At 67.3% G+C, this 19428-nt stretch carries 18 protein-coding genes; 11 read left to right on the forward strand and 7 right to left on the reverse strand.

The genetic code is table 11. The features are described 5' to 3' along the window. Positions 1-12: 12 nt before the first annotated feature. The 3 genes from ACS0OT_RS09155 (at position 13) to ACS0OT_RS09165 (ending at position 4311) form a co-directional block, all read left to right on the forward strand. Entirely contained in the window at positions 13-3162 is a 3150-nt protein-coding gene (locus ACS0OT_RS09155; RefSeq protein WP_442256301.1) for a multidrug efflux RND transporter permease subunit, read from the forward strand. Next, the gene (locus ACS0OT_RS09160) at positions 3143-3535 is read left to right on the forward strand and encodes a nuclear transport factor 2 family protein (protein WP_095378816.1); all 393 of its coding nucleotides are present in this window, start codon (positions 3143-3145) and stop codon (positions 3533-3535) included. The genes ACS0OT_RS09155 and ACS0OT_RS09160 overlap by 20 nt, the downstream gene beginning before the upstream one ends. An 83-nt stretch (positions 3536-3618) precedes the next feature. After that, positions 3619-4311, forward strand: coding sequence for a COG3650 family protein (locus ACS0OT_RS09165; protein WP_005416365.1), 693 nt, complete (start codon positions 3619-3621; stop codon positions 4309-4311). A gap of 162 nt (positions 4312-4473) precedes the next feature. On the opposite strand, the gene yeiP is transcribed toward ACS0OT_RS09165, so the two are convergent. The 5 genes from yeiP to ACS0OT_RS09190 all read right to left on the reverse strand — a co-directional run bounded on the left by yeiP (position 4474) and on the right by ACS0OT_RS09190 (position 8045). Beyond that, positions 4474-5040 (reverse strand): elongation factor P-like protein YeiP, encoded by a 567-nt coding sequence (gene yeiP, locus ACS0OT_RS09170; protein ID WP_005409468.1) that lies wholly within the window; start codon positions 5038-5040, stop codon positions 4474-4476. Between the two features lie 48 nt (positions 5041-5088). Continuing rightward, a complete protein-coding gene (locus ACS0OT_RS09175; protein WP_442256304.1) occupies positions 5089-5859 on the reverse strand; it encodes an SDR family oxidoreductase in 771 nt (256 codons plus the stop codon). Positions 5860-5959: 100 nt separating this feature from the next. After that, positions 5960-6856, reverse strand: coding sequence for a hydroxymethylglutaryl-CoA lyase (locus ACS0OT_RS09180; protein ID WP_262089632.1), 897 nt, complete (start codon positions 6854-6856; stop codon positions 5960-5962). Then, complete coding sequence (locus tag ACS0OT_RS09185; RefSeq protein WP_005416368.1) at positions 6853-7254, reverse strand: VOC family protein; 402 nt, start codon at positions 7252-7254, stop codon at positions 6853-6855. The genes ACS0OT_RS09180 and ACS0OT_RS09185 overlap by 4 nt, the downstream gene beginning before the upstream one ends. Before the next feature lie 2 nt (positions 7255-7256). Beyond that, on the reverse strand, positions 7257-8045 hold the full coding sequence (locus ACS0OT_RS09190) for an enoyl-CoA hydratase/isomerase family protein (RefSeq protein WP_005416369.1): 789 nt from the start codon (positions 8043-8045) through the stop codon (positions 7257-7259). Positions 8046-8164: 119 nt separating this feature from the next. Here ACS0OT_RS09190 and ACS0OT_RS09195 point away from each other — a divergent pair, with 119 nt between their 5' ends. From ACS0OT_RS09195 to ACS0OT_RS09205, 3 genes are read left to right on the forward strand one after another with little or no spacing between them, the layout of a single operon-like run. Then, a complete protein-coding gene (locus ACS0OT_RS09195; protein ID WP_005416370.1) occupies positions 8165-8419 on the forward strand; it encodes a FeoA family protein in 255 nt (84 codons plus the stop codon). Beyond that, positions 8416-10281 carry a ferrous iron transporter B gene (feoB, locus tag ACS0OT_RS09200; RefSeq protein WP_164230309.1) on the forward strand — a complete coding sequence of 622 codons (1866 nt, stop codon included), beginning with the start codon at positions 8416-8418 and terminating at the stop codon, positions 10279-10281. The genes ACS0OT_RS09195 and feoB overlap by 4 nt, the downstream gene beginning before the upstream one ends. Then, positions 10281-10526, forward strand: coding sequence for a DUF6587 family protein (locus tag ACS0OT_RS09205; protein ID WP_065177612.1), 246 nt, complete (start codon positions 10281-10283; stop codon positions 10524-10526). Before feoB ends, ACS0OT_RS09205 begins: the two co-directional genes overlap by 1 nt. A gap of 67 nt (positions 10527-10593) precedes the next feature. On the opposite strand, the gene ACS0OT_RS09210 is transcribed toward ACS0OT_RS09205, so the two are convergent. Further along, positions 10594-11055, reverse strand: coding sequence for a DUF4304 domain-containing protein (locus ACS0OT_RS09210; protein ID WP_065177640.1), 462 nt, complete (start codon positions 11053-11055; stop codon positions 10594-10596). Between the two features lie 143 nt (positions 11056-11198). On the opposite strand from ACS0OT_RS09210, the gene dapB reads away from it, so the two are divergent. The 5 genes from dapB to ACS0OT_RS09235 all read left to right on the forward strand — a co-directional run bounded on the left by dapB (position 11199) and on the right by ACS0OT_RS09235 (position 18167). Further along, positions 11199-11918 carry a 4-hydroxy-tetrahydrodipicolinate reductase gene (gene dapB / locus ACS0OT_RS09215; RefSeq protein ID WP_442256308.1) on the forward strand — a complete coding sequence of 240 codons (720 nt, stop codon included), beginning with the start codon at positions 11199-11201 and terminating at the stop codon, positions 11916-11918. 335 nt (positions 11919-12253) lie between these two features. Then, on the forward strand, positions 12254-13381 hold the full coding sequence (gene carA, locus ACS0OT_RS09220; protein ID WP_442256310.1) for a glutamine-hydrolyzing carbamoyl-phosphate synthase small subunit: 1128 nt from the start codon (positions 12254-12256) through the stop codon (positions 13379-13381). 148 nt (positions 13382-13529) lie between these two features. Continuing rightward, on the forward strand, positions 13530-16772 hold the full coding sequence (gene carB / locus ACS0OT_RS09225) for a carbamoyl-phosphate synthase large subunit (protein ID WP_065177614.1): 3243 nt from the start codon (positions 13530-13532) through the stop codon (positions 16770-16772). Between the two features lie 8 nt (positions 16773-16780). Further along, on the forward strand, positions 16781-17245 hold the full coding sequence (greA, locus tag ACS0OT_RS09230) for a transcription elongation factor GreA (protein ID WP_026347191.1): 465 nt from the start codon (positions 16781-16783) through the stop codon (positions 17243-17245). 4 nt (positions 17246-17249) lie between these two features. After that, positions 17250-18167 carry a phosphoglycerate mutase gene (locus tag ACS0OT_RS09235; protein ID WP_065184938.1) on the forward strand — a complete coding sequence of 306 codons (918 nt, stop codon included), beginning with the start codon at positions 17250-17252 and terminating at the stop codon, positions 18165-18167. A 99-nt stretch (positions 18168-18266) separates the two neighbouring features. On the opposite strand, the gene ACS0OT_RS09240 is transcribed toward ACS0OT_RS09235, so the two are convergent. After that, positions 18267-19307: a DUF1176 domain-containing protein gene (locus tag ACS0OT_RS09240; RefSeq protein ID WP_065184936.1), complete on the reverse strand. Its 1041-nt coding sequence runs from the start codon at positions 19305-19307 to the stop codon at positions 18267-18269. Positions 19308-19428 lie beyond the last annotated feature (121 nt).

Consider the following 19428-nt stretch of genomic DNA (forward strand, 5'->3'; position numbering starts at 1 on the left):
GGGAAATCCAACATGGCACGTTTCTTCATCGATCGCCCGGTGTTCGCCTGGGTGCTGGCGATCTTCATCATCCTGGCCGGCGTGCTGGCGATCCCGCGGCTGGCGGTGGAGCGCTATCCAGCAGTCGCCCCGCCCAGCGTCAGCATCTATGCCAGCTACCCGGGTGCCAGCCCGCAGACGCTGAATGATGCCGTGGTTGGCCTGATCGAGCGCGAGCTGTCCAGCGTCAAGCACCTGCTGTACTTCGAGTCGTCGGTGGACGCGTCCGGCGAAGCGTCGATCACTGCCACCTTCAAGCCCGGCACCAATCCGGAGCTGGCGCAGGTGGACGTGCAGAACCGGATCAAGGCGATCGAACCGCGGCTGCCGCGCAGCGTGCGCCAGAACGGGCTGTTCGTGGAGGCCGCTGATTCCGGCTTCCTGATGCTGGTCGGCCTGCGTTCGCCCGATGCCAGCGTCAGCGAGGCGGCGCTGGGCGATTTCATGGCGCGCAACATCATCGAAGAGCTGCGCCGTATCGATGGCGTCGGCCGCGTGCAGTTGTTCGGTGCCGAGCAGGCGATGCGCGTGTGGCTGGACCCGACCCGGTTGACCGGCTACGGCCTGACCATGGGCGATGTGGCAACCGCGATCGAGCAGCAGAACCTGGAGATTTCGCCAGGACGCATTGGTGATTCGCCGGGTGTTCCAGGCCAGCGCATCACCGTGCCGCTCAGTGCCGACGGCCAGTTGTCCACGCCGGAACAGTTCGCGGCGATCGTACTGCGTGCCGGCGCCGACGGTTCACGGGTGGTGCTGGGTGATGTCGCCCGCGTCGAGCTGGGCGCGCAGAGCTATGCCTGGGGCACCCGCGAGGACGGCCATCCAGCCACCGCCGCCGGCGTGCAGCTGCGCCCGGGCGCGAACGCGGTGCGTACCGCTGCGGCGGTGCGTGAGCGCATGGCTGAGCTGGCGCCGCTGCTGCCGCGCGGGGTGGAAGCGAGCATCCCGTTCGACACCGCGCCGTTCGTGGAGATATCGATCCAGAAGGTGGTGCAGACCCTGCTGGAGGCGATGCTGCTGGTGTTCGCGGTGATGTACCTGTTCCTGCAGAACTGGCGTTACACGCTGATCCCGGCGCTGGTCGCACCGATCGCGCTGCTGGGTACGTTCGCGGTGATGCTGGCGCTGGGCTTCTCGATCAACGTGCTGACCATGTTCGGCATGGTGCTGGCCATCGGCATCATCGTCGACGACGCGATCGTGGTGGTCGAGGGCGTGGAGCGGATCATGGCCGAGGAGGGCCTGCCGCCGCGCGAGGCCACCATCAAGGCGATGCGTGAACTGACCGGCGCAGTGATCGGCATTACCCTGGTGCTGACCGCGGTGTTCATCCCGATGGCGTTCGCCAGCGGTTCGGTGGGCGCGATCTACCGTCAGTTCACCGTGGCGATGGTGGTGTCGATCCTGTTCTCGGCGCTGCTGGCCCTGAGCCTGACGCCGGCGCTGTGCGCGACCCTGCTGCGCCAGGCCAACCACGGCCATCACGGTCGCGGCGGGCTGTTCGGCGCCTTCAACCAAGGCTTCGAGCGGATGACCGGGCGTTACCAGCGTGGTGTGGCGACGGTGCTGCAGCGGAGCGGGCGGGTGATGGGCGTGTTCGCCGCACTGGTGGCGGCGTTGCTGCTGGGCCTGCACTGGCTGCCGGGCGCATTCCTGCCGGAAGAAGACCAGGGCTATTTCATGACCTCGATCCAGCTGCCGGCCGAGGCGACGGCCGAGCGTACGCTGGCCGTGGTCGAAGCCTACGAACGGCACGTGGCCTCGCGTCCGGGCATCGGCTCCAACCAGTCGATCCTCGGCTACAGCTTTTCCGGTTCCGGCCCGAGTGCGGCGCTGACCTACACCATGCTGAAGGACTGGGGTGAGCGCGCAGGCGCAACCGCGGCCGGTGAGGTGGAGGCCGCGCAGCAGGCGATGGCCACGATTGCCGAGGGCGAGGTGATGAGCGTGATGCCGCCGGCCATCGACAGCCTGGGACGTTCGTCCGGCTTCTCGCTGGCGCTGCAGGCGCGCACCGGGCAGGGCCAGGCCGAACTGCGCGCGGCCCTGCAGCAGCTGCTGAAGCTGGCCGAAGCCAGCCCGCTGCTGTCGGAGGTGCATGCCGATGGCCTGCCGGCCGGCACCAGCGTGCGGCTGGACATCGACCGGGCCAAGGCCGAGGCAATGGGCGTGGGCTTCGAGCAGATCAGCAGCACGCTGTCGGCAGCCATGGGCTCGCAGTACGTCAACGACTTCCCGAACAAGGGACGGCTGCAGCAGGTGATCCTGCAGGCCGATGCGCCGCACCGGATGGAGCTGGAAGACGTGCTGAAGCTGTACGTGCGCAACAGCGAGGGCGGCATGGTGGCGTTGTCCGAGCTGGTCACCCCGCACTGGACCGAGGCGCCGTTGCAGCTGCAACGCTATCTTGGTTTCCCGGCGCTGAACCTGTCCGGCGCCCCGGCCTCTGGCGTGTCGACCGGCCAGGCCATGGCGGAGATGGAGCGGTTGGCCGAAAAGCTGCCGTCCGGCTTCGCCCTGCAATGGACCAGCCAGTCGCTGCAGGAGCGTGAGTCGGGGGCGCAGGCGCCGTGGCTGCTGCTGTTGTCGATGCTGGTGGTCTTCCTGGTGCTTGCCGCGCTGTACGAGAGCTGGTCGATTCCGTTGGCGGTGCTGCTGGTGGTGCCCCTGGGCCTGCTTGGCGCGGTCGCCGCGGTGCTGTTGCGCGGCATGCCCAACGACGTGTTCTTCAAGGTCGGCATGATCACCGTGATCGGGCTGTCGGCGAAGAACGCGATCCTCATCGTCGAATTCGCGCGGCAGCTGCAGCAGCAGGGGCGCGGCCTGGTTGAAGCAGCGCTGGAGGCGGCGCGGCTGCGCCTGCGTCCGATCGTGATGACCTCGCTGGCGTTCGCGCTGGGCGTGGTGCCACTGATGCTGGCACAGGGCGCGTCGAAGGAAACCCAGCAGGCAATTGGAACCGGCGTGTTCGGCGGCATGGTCAGTGCGACCGTGCTGGCGGTGTTCTTCGTGCCGGTCTTCTATGTAGTGGTGCAGGGCGCGCGGCAGTGGATCGCGCAGCGCCTGCGCAGGCGCCGGCCGATGCCGGGAGGAACCGTGGATGGAACGGAACATCGTTGAAGATCTGCATGAGCAGCAGTTGATGGCGCTGGAGCAGCGCCTGTGCGCAGCGCTGCTGGATAACAATCACGATGCGTTGAACGCGCTGGTATCGCCGGCCCTGTTCCTGATGGACGGCCACGGTGGCCGCATGCTCGATCTGCCGTGGCTGGGTGATTGGTTGGCCGGTGACCTGCAGGTACGAAGCCTGCAGCTGCACGCGGTGGAAACGCTGCTGTGTGGCCGTCTGGCGTTGCTGTCCAGCGACGTGCGGATGTCGGTGTGGCGGCAGGGCCGGGAGCGTGAACTGAAGCTGCGCCTGTTGCGGGTCTGGACCTGCAGTTCCGGCGGCAGTGGCGCGCAGCTGCTGTCGATGGCGGTGCTGGCCGCATGAGTGCGGTCAGGCTGTTTTCAGGCCCCGCTCACCGCGAGGTGGTAGGGTCGAGCATTCCTGTAGTGTCGACAAGGAGTCGAGCCATGCGTGTAGTTCCCAGTCTGTTGGCAGCCTCCCTGGGGTTGGTCCTGGCCGCGTGCCAGCCGGCCCAGGCACCCGCGGCGGGCAGCAATGACCCCTCGCCTGCCACGCCGAAGCCGAGCGCCAACACGGAAGGTGGCAGCGAGACCGCCTACCAGTGTGGTGATCTGAGCGTGCGCGCGACCTTCAATGGCGAGGATGCTGCCACGGTGGTGATCGGCGAGCGTAGCTTCGCCATGACCTCCGAGCGCGCGGCATCCGGCGCCAAGTACAGCGATGGCCTTGGCAACAGCTTCTGGACCAAGGGCAGCGATGATGGCCTGCTGAGCCTGAAGGGCGAGCCGGATCGCGAGTGCCATGCGGTGGAAGCTGGCGAAGGCGATGGCAGCGCCGGCAATGCCGCGTTCCGTGCCACCGGCAATGAACCCGGATGGCTTGCAGTCGTCGATGGCGATATGCCGGGCCTGCAGGTGGAAGTTGACTATGGCGAGCGCCGCTTTGACGTGGCCAAGCCAACCAAGGGTGCCGACGGCTGGAGCGGCAAGGCGTCCGATGGTACCGACGTCAAGCTAAGTTTCCAGCGCACTACCTGCCAGGACGATATGAGCGGGGAGGCGTTCGAGGCGAAGGTGATGCTGACCGTAGGTACCCGCCAGTACCACGGCTGCGGCAATTTCGGCGCGAAGCAGCCGTAAGTTACCTGTAGAGCCGAGCCCACGCTCGGCTGCAGTACCTGTCCAACCCACCGCAGCCGAGCACGGGCTCGGCTCTACACAACTAATGTCAGCGATGCGCTGCTTGCTGCCTGCGGCGAACTTGCCGCAGGCAGCGATCGGCAGGCGATCGGCGCAGGGTGCTTAGTCGGCACGGCCGGCGAATTCGCCGGTGGCGGTGTTCACCAGCACGCGCTCGCCGTTGACGATGTACTCCGGCACCATGATCTCGATGCCGGTGTTGAGCTTGGCCGGCTTCGGGCGCTTGGTGGCGGTGCCACCCTTCAGTTCCGGCGGCGTCTCGATCACTTCCAGCACCACGGAGGCCGGCAGCTGGATCGCCACCGGCTGCTCGTCGATCACCTGCACGTAGATGCCGGTCAGGCCGTCGGTGATGTAACCGGCGTCATCGCCGATCACGTCCGCATCCAGGGTGTACGGGGTGTAGTCCTCGTCATCCAGGAACACGAAGGCATCGCCGTCCTTGTACGAATAGGTGGACTGGCGGCGCAGCAGTTCGACCTCGACCAGGTTGTCGTCGGCATCGAAGCTGGCGTCGAGCTTGTTGCCTCCCGGCACGCTGTACATGATGAAGCGGAAGCGGACGTTGCCGCCGCGACCCTGAGGCGAGCTGCGCTCGATGTCGCGGATCTGGTACACGCCGTTGTTGTACTCGACGACGTTGCCCTTCTTGATGTCGTTGGCTTTCATGGTGATCTAGGTCGTTGGGGGAGGGCGCCGTCCCGGCGCCCGGGGGAATCACTTCGGAGCGAGGCGGGTAGCGCCGTCCAGGCGGATGGTCTCGCCGTTGAGGTAGGTGTTGCCAAGGATGAAGCCGACCAGGCTGGCGAAGTCTTCCGGCTTGCCCAGGCGCGGCGGGAACGGGATCGAGGCGGCCAGCGACTGCTGCACGGCTTCGGGCATGCCATCGACCATCGGCGTCCAGAACACGCCCGGGGCGATGGTATTGACGCGGATGCCGAAGCGCGACAGTTCGCGTGCCATCGGCAGCGTCATCGACACCACGCCGCCCTTGCTGGCGGCATACGCGGCCTGGCCGATCTGGCCCTCATAGGCGGCGATGCTGGCGGTGTTGATGATCACCCCGCGCTCGCCATCGATGCCGGCCTCGTTGTGCTGCATGCGGTTGGCGGCGGCCTTGGCGACATTGAAGCTGCCGACCAGGTTGACCATCACCGTGCCCTGGAAGCCGGCCAGCGGCATCGGGCCTTCTTTGCCCAGCACGCGGCCGGCGCCGAGGATGCCGGCGCAGTTCATCGCCACGTTCAGGCCGCCGAGGAAATCGTGGGCCTGGTCGATGGCTGCCGAGACGGCCGCTTCATCGCTGACGTTGACGTTGAAATAGCGGGCCTTGTCGGCACCCAGATCGGCAACGGCGGCGGCGCCCTTGACGTCGTTGAGGTCGAACAGGGCCACCTTGCCGCCCTGGGCGACGAGGTGCTGGGCCACGGCCAGGCCGAGGCCGGAGACGCCGCCAGTGATCACGGCACGTACGGAAGACAGCTGCATTGAACGGTCCTGCAGGTTCGAGAACCGCCGATTCTAACGGAAGCCGTGACCGCCGCTGTTGTGCACTGCGCCGCCGGTGCAGGGCGGCGCACTGCAGCGGTCAGCCGGCGGCGGCCAGCGCCTGGCCGGTGCGGCTGGCGGTGGCGCGACCGAGCAGGCCGGCCAGCCAGCGGCCGGTCTCGGCCAGTGCCGGCAGGTCCACGCCGCTGTCCAGGCCCAGGCCCTGCAGCAGGTAGACCACATCCTCGCTGGCGACGTTGCCGCTGGCGCCCTTGGCATACGGGCAGCCACCGGCGCCGGAGACCGCGCTGTCGACCACGCGCACGCCTTCTTCCAGGCAGGTGGCGATGTTGGCGATGGCCTGGCCGTAGGTGTCGTGGAAGTGCACGGCCAGTGCCGTCATCGGAATCTCGGCGGCAACCGCCTGCAGCATCGCCCGTGCCTTGCGCGGGGTGCCGACGCCGATGGTGTCGCCCAGTGAGATTTCGTAACAACCCATCTGGTGCAGCGCGCGCGCCACCCGCACCACGTAGGCCAGCGGCACCTCGCCCTGGTAAGGGCAGCCGAGCACGGTGGAGACGTAGCCGCGCACGCGCACGCCATCGGCGGCGGCGCGGCGCAGGATCGGCTCGAACCGGGCCAGCGATTCGTCGATGCCGGCATTGGTGTTGGTGCGGTTGAAGGCCTCGGACGCAGCGGTGAACACCGCCACTTCCTCCACGCCCACCGCGCGGGCGCGGTCGTAGCCCTGTTCGTTCGGCACCAGCACCGGGTAGTGCACGCCCGGCCTGCGCTGGATGCCGGCATAGACCTCGGCGGCGTCGGCCAGTTGCGGGATCCACTTCGGGCTGACGAAGCTGGTCGCCTCGATGCTGCGCAGGCCGGTGGCCGACAGGCGGTTGATCAGTTCGATCTTGTCGGAGGTGGACACCGACTGCTTTTCGTTCTGCAGCCCATCACGCGGGCCGACCTCGACGATGCGGACGTAATCGCTCATGCGGCTGCCCCATCGGACGGACGGTGGCAGACCGCTTCGATGTTGTTGCCGTCCGGGTCGAGCACGAAGGCGGCGTAGTAATCCGGGTGGTACCACGGGCGCAGGCCCGGGGCGCCGTTGTCGCGGCCGCCGGCGGCGAGCGCGGCGGCATGGAAGGCATCCACCTGCGCACGGCTGGCGCAGGCGAAGGCCACGTGCACGCCGTGACTGGTGGTGCCGCCATTGCCGAGCCAGAAGAACGGCTTGCCGTCGCTGCCGAAGCCGATGTGGTCGTGGTCACCGGTTTCTTCGGCGCTCACTTCCATCACGACGCCGATCTGCAGCGGCGCCAGTGCCTGCAGGAAGAAGGTCCTGCTGCGCGCCAGGTCGGCGCTGGTCAAACCAAGATGATCGAGCATGTTCAGGCTTCCGTGACCCAGTGGGGGGCGCGCTTGTCGAGGAAGGCGCCCAGGCCCTCCTGGCCCTCGGCGGAGACCCGCAGGCGCGCGATCAGGGCGGCATTATCCCGATCCAGCGCGTCGCGGTCATGGCTGTCGCGGACCTGCCGCACCAGCTGCTTGGCGGTGGACGAGGCGATCGGGCCGGCCTTGTCGAGCAGGGCCAGCTGGCGTTCCAGGGCTTCGTCCAGGCGTTCGGGCTCGACCAGCTGGTGGACCAGGCCGATGCGCAGCGCGGTGTCGGCATCGAAGTGCTCGCCGGTGGCGAACCAGCGCCGCGCCTGGCGCGGGCCGATGGCCTCGATCACGTAGGGCGAGATCACCGCCGGCAGCAGGCCGAGGCGGCTTTCGGTCAGGCCGAAGCGGGCCGAGGTGCTGGCGATGGCGATGTCGCAGCAGGCGACCAGGCCGACGCCGCCCCCGAAGGCGGCGCCATGGACCCGGGCCAGGGTCGGCTTGGGCAGCTCGTCCAGGGTGCGCATCAGCCGCGCCAGGGCCAGCGAGTCCTCGCGGTTGTCGGCCTCGCTGGCGGCGGCCATGCCGCGCATCCACTGCATGTCGGCACCGGCCGAGAAGGAAGCGCCGTGACCGGCGACCACCACGGCCCGGACCGAATCATCGCCGCCGGCGGCTTCCAGTGCGGCAGTCAGCCGGGCGATCAGGCTGGCGTCAAAGGCGTTGTGCAGCTCCGGCCGGTTCAGCCAGAGGGTGAGGACAGCGCCACGGCGCTCGATCTGCAAAGCATCGTTCATGGGATTCCAGGGTCACTCCATACCTGTATGGATCATAGCGGGCCATTGGTCATGGGCCATGACGCGACGCGGGAATGTTAGAATCGAGAACCATTTACATCCAGCAGAGAACACGCTAGATGACGCTGTCCGAACTGCCGCTGCACACCTCGGCCGTGGTCGAGTCCGTGCAGGACCTGCATGCCAACGATGCCATTGCCCGTCGCCTGCGCGAGCTGGGTTTCGTGAATGGCGAGGAAGTACGCTTGGTGGCCAAGGGCCCGGTGGGGGGCGAGCCGCTGCTGGTGCAGGTCGGGTTCACCCGGTTCGCGCTGCGGATCAGTGAAGCCAAGCGCGTCGTGGTCGACGCTGCCAGCCAGGAACGACGTGCATGACCGCCACTGTCTCCGCCTCACCGCTGCGCATCGCGCTGGTCGGGAACCCCAACAGCGGCAAGACCGCGCTGTTCAACCAGCTGACCGGCAGCCGGCAGAAGGTCGCCAACTACACCGGCGTCACCGTAGAGCGCAAGGAAGGTCGCCTGCGCGCGCCGTCCGGCCGCGAATTCGCCGTGCTCGACCTGCCGGGTGCCTACAGCCTGCATCCGGCCAGCCTGGATGAGGCGATCACCCGTGACCTGTGCCGGGGCTTCTACCCGGGCGAAGCTGCGCCGGACGTGCTGCTGTGCGTGATCGACGCCACCAACCTGCGCCTGCACCTGCGCTTCGCGCTGGAGCTGCGTGAGCTGGGCAAGCCGATGGTGGTCGCCCTGAACATGGTCGATGCGGCCCAGCGCCGTGGCATCCAGGTGGACGTGGCCGCGCTGGAGCGCGAGCTGGGCGTACCGGTGGTGGAGACCGTAGCGGTGCGCAAGCAGGGTGCCAAGGCCCTGGTCGAACGCCTTGATGCGATGGTGCCGCATCTGGATGCACCGGTGCCGGCCCCGGAAGGTGGCATCGACTACCACGCCAAGGTGCGCGAGATCCTGTCGGTCGCCGTGCGGATGCCGGCGCGGACCGCGAAGATCGACGACGCGCTGGACCGCTGGCTGCTGCACCCGGTGTTCGGGCTGATCAGCCTTGCAGTGGTGATGTTCCTGATCTTCCAGGCGGTGTACGCCTGGGCGACGCCGTTGATGGATGGCATCGAGGCTGGCTTCGCCTGGCTCGGTGCTCTCGTTGGCAGCGTGTTGCCAGAGGGTCCGCTGGCCAGCCTGCTGACCGATGGCATCATCGCCGGCGTCGGTGGCGTGGTGGTGTTCCTGCCCCAGATCCTGATCCTGTTCTTCTTCATCCTCGTGCTGGAGGAATCCGGCTACCTGCCACGTGCGGCGTTCCTGCTCGACCGCATGATGGCCGCCGCCGGCCTGTCCGGCCGCTCGTTCATCCCGCTGCTGTCCAGCTTCGCCTGCGCGGTGCCGGGCATCATGTCCACGCGCAGCATCCAGGACCCGCGTGACCGCCTGGCCACCATCCTGGTCGCACCGCTGATGACCTGCTCGGCGCGCCTGCCGGTGTACGCCCTGCTGATCGGTGCGTTCATTCCGCAGAAGACGGTGTGGGGGGTGTTCAACCAGCAGGGCCTGGTGCTGTTCGGCCTGTACGCCGCCGGCATCCTCAGTGCGCTGGCGATGTCGTGGATCATGAAGAAGTGGCGCCGCGACAAGAGCGAGCATCCGCTGATGCTGGAGCTGCCGTCGTACCGCCTGCCACATGTGCGTGACCTGGCGGTGGGCCTGTATGAGCGCGGCATGATCTTCCTCAAGCGTGTCGGCGGCATCATCCTGGCGCTGACCATCCTGCTGTGGGTGCTGCTGTCGTTCCCGGCGGCCCCGGCCGATGCCACGATGCCGGCCATCGACTACAGCTACGCCGGCCGGATCGGCCATGCGATGGCGGTGTTCTTCGCACCGCTGGGCTTCAACTGGCAGATCTGCATCGCGCTGATTCCGGGCCTGGCCGCGCGTGAGGTGGCGGTGTCTTCGCTGGCCACCGTGTATGCGCTGTCGGCCGCCGATGACGATGCCGCCAGCCAGGCGCTGACCCCGTTGATCAGCGATGGCTGGTCGCTGGCCACGGCCCTGTCGCTGCTGGTCTGGTACATCTACGCCCCGATGTGCATCTCGACGCTGGCGACCATCAAGCGCGAGACCAACTCCTGGAAGCAGATGGGCTTTGCCGCGTTCTACCTGTTTGCCGCGGCTTACGTGGCCGCGCTGATCACCTATCAGGTGACCAAGGCGCTGGGAGGCGGCTGATGGATACCGGGCTGCTGATCCAGTACCTGATCATCGCGGTGGCCGTGCTGGTCAGTGCCTGGGTGGTGCTGAAGAAGCAGTTCCCGGGCACCGTGCGCACGCTGCGCGGGGCCTTGGCGCTGGCCCTGCTGAAGCCGGGTCGCGCGGCCTGGCTGCAGGCGCTGGGGCGGAAGATCGCACCGCCGGCCAGCGGTGGGGGCGGTGCCTGTGGGGGGTGCGACAGCTGCGGGCCGACCAAGAAGTAGCGTCCAGCCATGCGCGACCGCGGCTGTCCGGAGGTCGCGAACTTTCGACCCGCACGCTTTCCAGGGTTCAGACCTCTCTGCGGATGATCGCGCGGAAGTTCCCGCCCTGATTCAATCGCCGCACCGATTCGCGGTTTCCATGGGCTGCTGCGAAACCCGCCACGTCGGCCAGGGCATCGAGCAGCAGGGCCTTCAGCGCGTCGCGGTTGCCGGCCTCCAGCAGGTCATCAAGATCCTGCTGGATGAAGGTCCGGCGCAGGCCCGGCGTTTCTTCGATCCGCCAGTCGACATGGGGCGTGGGAATGCTGGAGCGGTACCGGAAAGCCGTTTCAAGATCGTCAGGCGCGAGGGGATACGCGAGCAGCTCTGGAAAGTAGAGTCCAGCATTCACATAGAAGCCCCGGCTTTCGCTGGCGCGCTGGTGATTAACGACAAGCAGGGCGGCATCCAGCAAGCGGTAGCGCGTGGTCGACGTCCCGGCATAACCGGTCTTCCTGGCGCATTTGCTGAAGACGGTCGAGGATTTCATGGGTTTTGCCCGGGCTGAGGGAAGGGCCACAGACTTGAAGGGGAGCGTTGCCGCGTCCAGTGGCAAACCCGTCACCGCAGGGGCATGCAGCATCGCAGCGATGGCGCTTGCCGGAGCGGGCGTGCTGCCGCTAGCCTGCAGGCATGAACCAGACTCCTCTGCGATTGCTCATTCACGGTGCCTCCGGGCGCATGGGCCAGGCCCTGCTGCGGCTGGCCGCCGAACATCCCGAAACCCTGCGGATCGTGGCCGCCGTGACCGGTCGCGCGCCGGCCCAGCGCGTAGTCGACGGTGTGCCGTTCTTCGCGGCCAGCGAATTGCCCGGTGCGCCGGTGTTCGACGTGGCCATTGACTTCAGCCTGCCGGAGGGCTTCGACCCGCTGCTGGCGCTGTGCGTGGATCGCGGGGCCGGGCTGGTGTCGGGTACCACCGGCATCTCCAGCACACAGCGCCAGGCGCTGGACGCCGCGGCGGCGAAGATCCCGCTGGTATGGGCCTCGAACTTCAGCCTGGGCGTGGCGGTACTGGACGAACTGGTGGAGCGCGCGGCGCAGGCGCTGGCCGGCTGGGACTGCGACATCGTCGAATCGCACCACACCCAGAAGAAGGACGCGCCATCGGGCACTGCATTGACCCTGGGCGCGGCCGCGCAGCGGGGCGGGGCGGAGCCGCACTACGCCAGCCTGCGCGCCGGCGACATCGTAGGCGAGCATCTGGTGCAGTTCACCGGGCTGGGCGAGCGCATCGAGCTGGTACACCGGGCCACCAATCGCGACATCTTCGCCCGCGGCGCCCTGTTTGCCGCCCGCCAGCTGCAGGGCCGGGCCCCGGGCAGCTACCGCGTGCGGGACCTGCTGCAGTAAGGCGGGCTGATTCCTGGGGCTGGATCCCTTTCCAGCGGAGAGGGCTCTGACCCCATCCGAGGGCGCCTGGGGTCAGAGCCTTTCCCATTCGGGAATGGATCCGACCCCGCCTCCGGCCCGCATACGCCGCCGGATTGAAATGAATGCGCAATCGCCTGTTCACAATGCGCGATAACCGCTGGCGTGAGCGCCCCGGCAGCGCTACAATTCGCACTCGCCGAATCACGAAAGCCGGACCGGTCCCAGACCGTACGTCCGCGCTTTTTTGCAACCGGATTTCCGTGAAGCGCAGGCGTGACTTCGGCAGCCCCCTCGGTAGCCAAAGTGAGATTCCCGTGACCCAAGCCGCAATCCTCGTCCTCGAAGACGGCACCGTATTCGAGGGCGAATCCGTAGGCGCGCCCGGCCTGTCCGTCGGTGAAGTGGTGTTCAACACCGCCATGACCGGCTATCAGGAAGTGTTGACCGACCCGTCCTACGCCCGGCAGATGGTCACGCTGACCTATCCGCATATCGGCAACACCGGCATGACCGACCAGGACGACGAAGCGTCCAAGGTGTGGTCGGCCGGCCTGATCGTGCGCGACGTTCCGCGCCGCCCCAGCAACTGGCGCAGCCAGGTGTCGCTGCAGGACTGGCTGATCCAGCGTGGCGTGGTCGCCATCGCCGGCATCGACACCCGCAAGCTGACCCGCATCCTGCGCGAGAAGGGTGCGCAGAACGGTGCGCTGATGGCCGGCGACATCGACGTGGAAAAGGCACTGGAAGCCGCCCGCAAGTTCCCGGGGCTGAAGGGCATGGATCTGGCCAAGGTCGTCACTACCGAGAAGACCTACACCTGGACCGAGGGCCAGCTGAACCTGGATGCCAACGCCTTCGTCAGCGTGCCGGCCAAGTACAAGGTCGTGGCCTACGACTTCGGCGTGAAGACCAACATCCTGCGCATGCTGGCCGAGCGCGGCTGCGAAGTGACCGTGGTGCCGGCGCAGACCCCGGCCGCCGAGGTGCTGGCACTGAAGCCGGACGGCGTGTTCCTGTCCAACGGCCCGGGTGACCCGGAACCGTGCGACTACGCCATCGAAGCGATCAAGACCTTCATCGATGTGAAGATCCCGACCTTCGGCATCTGCCTGGGCCACCAGCTGCTCGGCCTGGCCTCGGGCGCGCAGACCATGAAGATGGGCCACGGCCACCACGGTGCCAACCATCCGGTGCAGGACCTGGACAGCGGCCGGGTGATGATCACCTCGCAGAACCACGGTTTCGCGATCGATGAAGCAACCCTGCCGCCGACCCTGCGCGTGACCCACCGTTCGCTGTTCGACGGCACCAACCAGGGCGTCGCCCGCACCGACGTGCCGGCGTTCTCGTTCCAGGGCCACCCGGAAGCGTCGCCGGGCCCGCACGACGTCGGTCCGTTGTTCGACCGTTTCGTGGCGCTGATGGAGCAGGCCAAGGCGTGATCAGTACGCCGCCGGCCTGCCGGTGGCGTCGCGATGGACCGTAAACCCCGCATCGCTGCTGCCCCCGGCGCGGCGCTGCGGATCAAGATTCCTGATCGACAGCGTGCGATCACCCCCCTTGTCACGCTGTACTGACTTAGAGAAGAAAATGCCCAAGCGCACTGACCTCAAGACCATCCTCATCATCGGTGCTGGCCCGATCGTCATCGGCCAGGCCTGCGAGTTCGACTACTCCGGTGCCCAGGCCTGCAAGGCCCTGCGTGACGAGGGTTACCGCGTGGTGCTGGTCAACAGCAACCCGGCCACGATCATGACCGACCCGGAGATGGCCGACGCCGTCTACATCGAGCCGATCAACTGGCAGACGGTCGAGAAGATCATCGCCAAGGAAAAGCCCGATGCGCTGCTGCCGACCATGGGTGGCCAGACCGCGCTGAACTGCGCGCTGGACCTGGCCGACCACGGCGTGCTGGAGAAGTACAACGTCGAACTGATCGGCGCCAAGCGCGAAGCGATCCGCATGGCCGAAGACCGCGAGCTGTTCCGCGTTGCCATGGGTGAGATCGGCCTGGAGTGCCCGACTGCCGCCGTCGCCCACACCCTGGACGAAGCGCTGGAAATCCAGACCCGCGTCGGCTATCCGACCATCATCCGCCCCAGCTTCACCCTGGGCGGCAGCGGTGGCGGCATTGCCTACAACCGCGAAGAGCTGGTCGAGATCGTCAGCCGCGGCCTGGAACTGTCGCCGACCACCGAAGTGCTGGTGGAAGAGTCGGTGCTGGGCTGGAAGGAATTCGAGATGGAAGTGGTCCGCGATACCGCGGACAACTGCATCATCGTCTGCTCGATCGAGAACCTCGACCCGATGGGCGTGCACACCGGTGACTCGATCACCGTGGCCCCGGCCCAGACCCTGACCGACAAGGAATACCAGCGCCTGCGCGATGCCTCCATCGCCGTGCTGCGCAAGATCGGCGTCGATACCGGTGGCTCGAACGTGCAGTTCGGCATCAACCCGAAGACCGGCCGCGTGGTCGTCATCGAGATGAACCCGCGCGTGTCGCGTTCCTCGGCGCTGGCTTCCAAGGCCACCGGCTTCCCGATCGCCAAGGTCGCCGCCAAGCTGGCCGTGGGCTACACCCTGGACGAACTGAAGAACGAAATCACCGGCGGCCTGACCCCGGCCTCGTTCGAGCCGTCCATCGACTACGTCGTCACCAAGATCCCGCGCTTCGCCTTCGAGAAGTTCCCGGCCGCCGATGCCCGCCTGACCACCCAGATGAAGTCGGTGGGCGAGGTGATGGCGATGGGCCGCACCTTCCAGGAGTCGGTGCAGAAGGCCCTGCGTGGCCTGGAAACCGGCAAGGTCGGCTTCGACCCGACCGGCCTGGACCTGGGCAACGAAGACGACCTGCAGACCCTGCGTCGCGAGCTGAAGGCGCCGGGCCCGGAGCGCCTGTTCTATGTGGCCGATGCGTTCCGCGCCGGCATGAGCGTGGAAGAGATCTACGCACTGTCGTTCATCGATCACTGGTTCCTGGACCAGATCGAGGAAATCATCGCGGCCGAAGCCGAAGTCGCTGCCGGCGGCATCGATGCGCTGGATGCCGCACGCCTGCGCAAGCTGAAGCGCGCTGGCTTCTCCGACGCGCGCCTGGCGCAGCTGACCGGCACCAACGAAGCCGCCATCCGCGCGCTGCGTCGTGCGCACAAGGTGCGCCCGGTCTACAAGCGCGTGGACTCCTGTGCCGGTGAGTTCTCCACCGGTACCGCCTACCTGTACTCGACCTACGAGGACGAGTGCGAGGCCGCGCCGAGCAACCGCGACAAGATCATGATCCTGGGCGGTGGCCCGAACCGCATCGGCCAGGGCATCGAGTTCGACTACTGCTGCGTGCACGCGGCACTGGCGCTGCGCGAGGATGGCTATGAAACCATCATGGTCAACTGCAACCCGGAAACCGTGTCGACCGACTACGACACCTCCGACCGCCTGTACTTCGAGCCGCTGACCCTGGAAGACGTGCTGGAAATCGTCGAACTGGAACAGCCGAAGGGCGTGATCGTGCAGTACGGCGGCCAGACCCCGCTGAAGCTGGCGCGCGCGCTGGAAGCCAACGGCGTGCCGGTGATTGGCACCAGCCCGGACTCGATCGACCTGGCCGAAGACCGCGAGCGCTTCCAGCAGCTGGTGGACAAGCTGGGCCTGAAGCAGCCGCCGAACCGCATCGCCCGCAATGATCAGGAAGCCCTGCTGCTGGCCCGCGAGATCGGCTACCCGCTGGTGGTGCGCCCGAGCTACGTGCTGGGCGGCCGTGCCATGGAAATCGTCTACGGCGAAGCCGACCTGGCCCGTTACGTGCGCGACGCTGTGAAGGTGTCCAACGATTCGCCGGTGCTGCTGGACCGCTTCCTCGACAATGCTGTCGAGTGCGACGTCGACATCATTGCCGACAAGGATGGCAACGTCCTGATCGGTGGCGTGATGGAGCACATCGAAGAAGCTGGCGTGCACTCGGGCGATTCCTCGTGCTCGCTGCCGCCGTACTCGCTGTCGGCTGAAACCCAGGCCGAACTGCGCCGCCAGGTGGTGGAGCTGGCCAAGGCCCTGAACGTGGTCGGCCTGATGAACACCCAGTTCGCGATCCAGACCAGCGACGAGGGTGCCGACACCATCTACCTGCTGGAAGTGAACCCGCGTGCCTCGCGCACCGTGCCGTTCGTGTCCAAGGCCACCGGCATGGCGCTGGCGAAGATCGCCGCCCGTTGCATGGCTGGCAAGAGCCTGGCCGAGCAGGGCGCGACCAAGGAAATCGTGCCGGACTACTACTCGGTGAAGGAAGCGATCTTCCCGTTCGCCAAGTTCCAGGGCGTCGATCCGATCCTCGGGCCGGAGATGCGCTCCACCGGCGAGGTGATGGGCGTCGGCCGCACCTTCAACGCCGCCTTTGCGCGTGCGCAGGAAGCCGGTGGCATCAAGGCACCGCCGGTCGGCAAGGCCTTCGTCTCGGTCCGCGACCCGGACAAGAAGCGCGTGCTGCCGGTGGCCAAGGCGCTGCTGGCGCGTGGCTACAGCCTGGTCGCCACCCGTGGCACCGCCGCGTGGCTGCAGCAGCACGGCATGGACTGCGAGATCATCAACAAGGTGGTCGAAGGCCGTCCGCACATCGTCGACTCGATCAAGAACGGCGAGATCGTCTACATCGTCAACACGACCGAAGGTCGTTCGGCGATCAACGACTCGTTCTCGATCCGCCGCGAGGCGCTGCAGCATCGCGTCACCTACTCGACCACCATTGCCGGCGCCAAGGCGCTGGTGGATTCACTGGAATTCCGCGGCACCGGCCCCGTCTGGTCGCTGCAGGAGCTGCACAAGGAGTTGAATGCATGAGAGCCCCCATCACCATGAAGGGCGCGCAGAAGCTGCGCGACGAACTGGATCACCTGAAGTCGGTCAAGCGCCCGAAGGTCATCGCCGCCATTGCCGAAGCGCGTGAGCACGGTGACCTGAAGGAGAATGCCGAGTACCACGCCGCGCGCGAGGAACAGGGCTTCATCGAAGGCCGCATCAAGCAGCTGGAGGGCGAGCTGTCGCACGCCGAGATCATCGACGTGAGCAAGCTCAATGCCGGCTCCAAGGTGGTGTTCGGCGCCAGCGTGACGCTGGCCGACGTGGAAACCGACGAAGAGAAGAAGTACCAGATCGTCGGTGACCTGGAAGCGGACATCAAGCTGGGCCTGATCGCGATTTCCTCGCCGGTGGCGCGGGCGATGATCGGCAAGCTGGAAGGCGATTCGATCGTGATCGACGCCCCGGCCGGCCAGCGCGAGTACGAGATCGTCAGCGTCAGCTACGTGGACTGACCGCGTGGCGACGGCGACCCTGCTGTTGCCTGCACGCAGCCGCTTTGCCGCGGCTGCGCTGCCGGACGATGTGGCACGCGCGCTCGGCCGTGCCACGACGGTGCAGGTCGTGCCGGGCGAGCGCGCGCAGCTGACACGCCATTTCTCGGTTGCCGCGCCGCACTGGCCGGTGGCCGCGTTGACCCGCCAGCGCGACGTCGGCGATGCCGCCGGCGCCAGCTGGCTGCGTGCCGATCCGGCCTGCATGGTGCCGGACATGCACGGCGCGCGGATGATGGCCTACGGCGAAACACTGCGGCCGACGCTGGCCGACAGCCTCGCGTTGCTGCCGGTGCTGCAGCCATTGTTCGCCGATGCCGGCTTCGTGCTCGACGCACCCGATCCCTCGCGCTGGTACCTGCGGCTGCCGATCGACAGCGAGCTGCCGGACTTCGACAGCCCCGACGAGGTCCTCGGCGATGACCTGTTCTCGCATCTGCCCGAAGGCGAGGGCGGTCGTCGCTGGCGGGCGCTGATGACCGAGGCGCAGGTGCTGCTGCACAACCATTCCTGGAACCAGCAGCGTGCCGCACAGGGACAACAGCCGATCAATTCGCTGTGGTTCTGGGGCGGTGGCGTGATGCCGGTGTCGGTCAGCACGCCGCACGCGCAGGTGCGCAGCCGGGACGCGCTGCTGCAGGGCCTGGCCCTGGCGGCTGGTGTGGCCGTGGATGGCGAGCAGGCGGTGGATGCGCTGGTCGACCTGCGCCAGCTGCGCTCTTTGCAGCAGCTCGGCAATGATGCGATCCGGCCGCTGCTGGCCGCGCTCAAGCGTGGCGAACTGCAGCGGCTGGTACTGGACTTCGAGGACGGCCTGCAGTTCCAGCTGGACCGTGGCCAGCGCTGGCAGTTCTGGAAGAAGCCGCGCCAGCTGCACGACTGACCGGGGTCGGATCCGTTTTCCATCGGAAAACGGCTCTGACCCCCCAGGGTTTGTCGGGGTTGCCGGCCAGCGGTCGGCACTACCGCAGGTAGCGGCGCCTCAACGGACCTCGCTGACCACCGTCGGCAGCGTCCAGTGCCCACCCGCAACGCCCCGGCACTGCCCGGTGGTGAACTCGCTGCTCTTCACGAATCGCGCGCCATCCCAAGCCCAGTCGTGGCCGGAGAAGCAGTCACCGACGCCGCGCCCACGGAAGCGACCGCTCAACGTAGCGTCGTCGCGATCGAAGTCTTCTGCATCGGAGGTGACGAAGCGTGCTTCGTACGGCGGCTTGTCCTGCACTACCCAGTAGCCGCTGCTGAAGTTGTAGGCACCCACGAAGCAGCTGGTGCCTGCCAGCACATGTTGGGCGTCCAGTCGCTGGATCTCGATTTCATCTGTCCCGCCATCGCTCAGGCGGCCGCACTCATCCGGCTTGGGCAGGCTGGCGATCAGTGCCTTGCGCAGGCCCGGTGCTTTCGCCAGTGCCGCGTCCGAGGCGCGCGGTGCCACCAGCGTGCCGCGCACGATCACTGGCACCGGCAACGCCGCAGGCACGCTTGCTTCGGGCTTGTCGCCACGCCGCACCAGCGCACCGGGGGTGCCCAGCCGGCCCTGTGCCTCGTCCATCTTCAGCAGTACGGCCGCTGCACCGCGGTCGGAGATCGGCCAGGCCTTGCCCTTGCCGTCGATGATCTCGATGCGTGCCTGGCGCGGCAGTGCGGCGACCAGTGCATCGGTCTGTGCCTGCTGCAACAACACTTTGTCCCCGTCGCCGGTGTCGCGCACCGGGCCCAGGTCCTTGCCGTTCAGGCGCAGGCGCAGTGCCCCGGTCGGCGTCGGGCTTTCGCCATCCTCGCCATTGCGCAGCCGCGCGATCACCTTCGCACCCGGGCCGCCGGCGCGCTCAAGCATCAGGCTGAGCAGGTTGCCGGGTTCTTCCGGACTGTAGCCGGCGGCGCGGCAGGTGCGGGTGTTGTCACAGGCCAGCGACCAGTCGTTGTGTTCGAATTCGACCCCGGGCCTGGGCTCAGGCGTCGCGGAGTGGGCGGCCGGGGCCACGGTGAGTGCCATCAGCGCGGTCAGCAGGGTGCGGGTCATGGATGGAAGTCCGTTCCAGGGCAGGCAAGCATGGAAGATGCGGTCGTGAAATCCAAATGCTGCTGGCCGAAGAGCCAGGTTGCCTCGTCAGCAGCGGCAGCCGACCGGGGGAGCGGTGCAC

The organism is Stenotrophomonas maltophilia group sp. RY12688 (assembly GCF_052149045.1).
GTDB lineage: Bacteria > Pseudomonadota > Gammaproteobacteria > Xanthomonadales > Xanthomonadaceae > Stenotrophomonas > Stenotrophomonas sepilia.

Bases quoted from the DNA above. Each gene is read 5' to 3' on its own strand.
- feoB (WP_164230309.1), top strand. From the start codon at position 8,416: ATGACCGCCACTGTCTCCGCCTCACCGCTGCGCATCGCGCTGGTCGGG.
- ACS0OT_RS09185 (WP_005416368.1), bottom strand. From the start codon at position 7,254: ATGCTCGATCATCTTGGTTTGACCAGCGCCGACCTGGCGCGCAGCAGG.
- ACS0OT_RS09180 (WP_262089632.1), bottom strand. From the start codon at position 6,856: ATGAGCGATTACGTCCGCATCGTCGAGGTCGGCCCGCGTGATGGGCTG.
- ACS0OT_RS09165 (WP_005416365.1), top strand. From the start codon at position 3,619: ATGCGTGTAGTTCCCAGTCTGTTGGCAGCCTCCCTGGGGTTGGTCCTG.
- ACS0OT_RS09190 (WP_005416369.1), bottom strand. From the start codon at position 8,045: ATGAACGATGCTTTGCAGATCGAGCGCCGTGGCGCTGTCCTCACCCTC.
- ACS0OT_RS09155 (WP_442256301.1), top strand. From the start codon at position 13: ATGGCACGTTTCTTCATCGATCGCCCGGTGTTCGCCTGGGTGCTGGCG.
- ACS0OT_RS09240 (WP_065184936.1), bottom strand. From the start codon at position 19,307: ATGACCCGCACCCTGCTGACCGCGCTGATGGCACTCACCGTGGCCCCG.
- ACS0OT_RS09210 (WP_065177640.1), bottom strand. From the start codon at position 11,055: ATGAAATCCTCGACCGTCTTCAGCAAATGCGCCAGGAAGACCGGTTAT.
- dapB (WP_442256308.1), top strand. From the start codon at position 11,199: ATGAACCAGACTCCTCTGCGATTGCTCATTCACGGTGCCTCCGGGCGC.
- yeiP (WP_005409468.1), bottom strand. From the start codon at position 5,040: ATGAAAGCCAACGACATCAAGAAGGGCAACGTCGTCGAGTACAACAAC.
- carB (WP_065177614.1), top strand. From the start codon at position 13,530: ATGCCCAAGCGCACTGACCTCAAGACCATCCTCATCATCGGTGCTGGC.
- ACS0OT_RS09175 (WP_442256304.1), bottom strand. From the start codon at position 5,859: ATGCAGCTGTCTTCCGTACGTGCCGTGATCACTGGCGGCGTCTCCGGC.
- ACS0OT_RS09205 (WP_065177612.1), top strand. From the start codon at position 10,281: ATGGATACCGGGCTGCTGATCCAGTACCTGATCATCGCGGTGGCCGTG.
- ACS0OT_RS09160 (WP_095378816.1), top strand. From the start codon at position 3,143: ATGGAACGGAACATCGTTGAAGATCTGCATGAGCAGCAGTTGATGGCG.
- ACS0OT_RS09195 (WP_005416370.1), top strand. From the start codon at position 8,165: ATGACGCTGTCCGAACTGCCGCTGCACACCTCGGCCGTGGTCGAGTCC.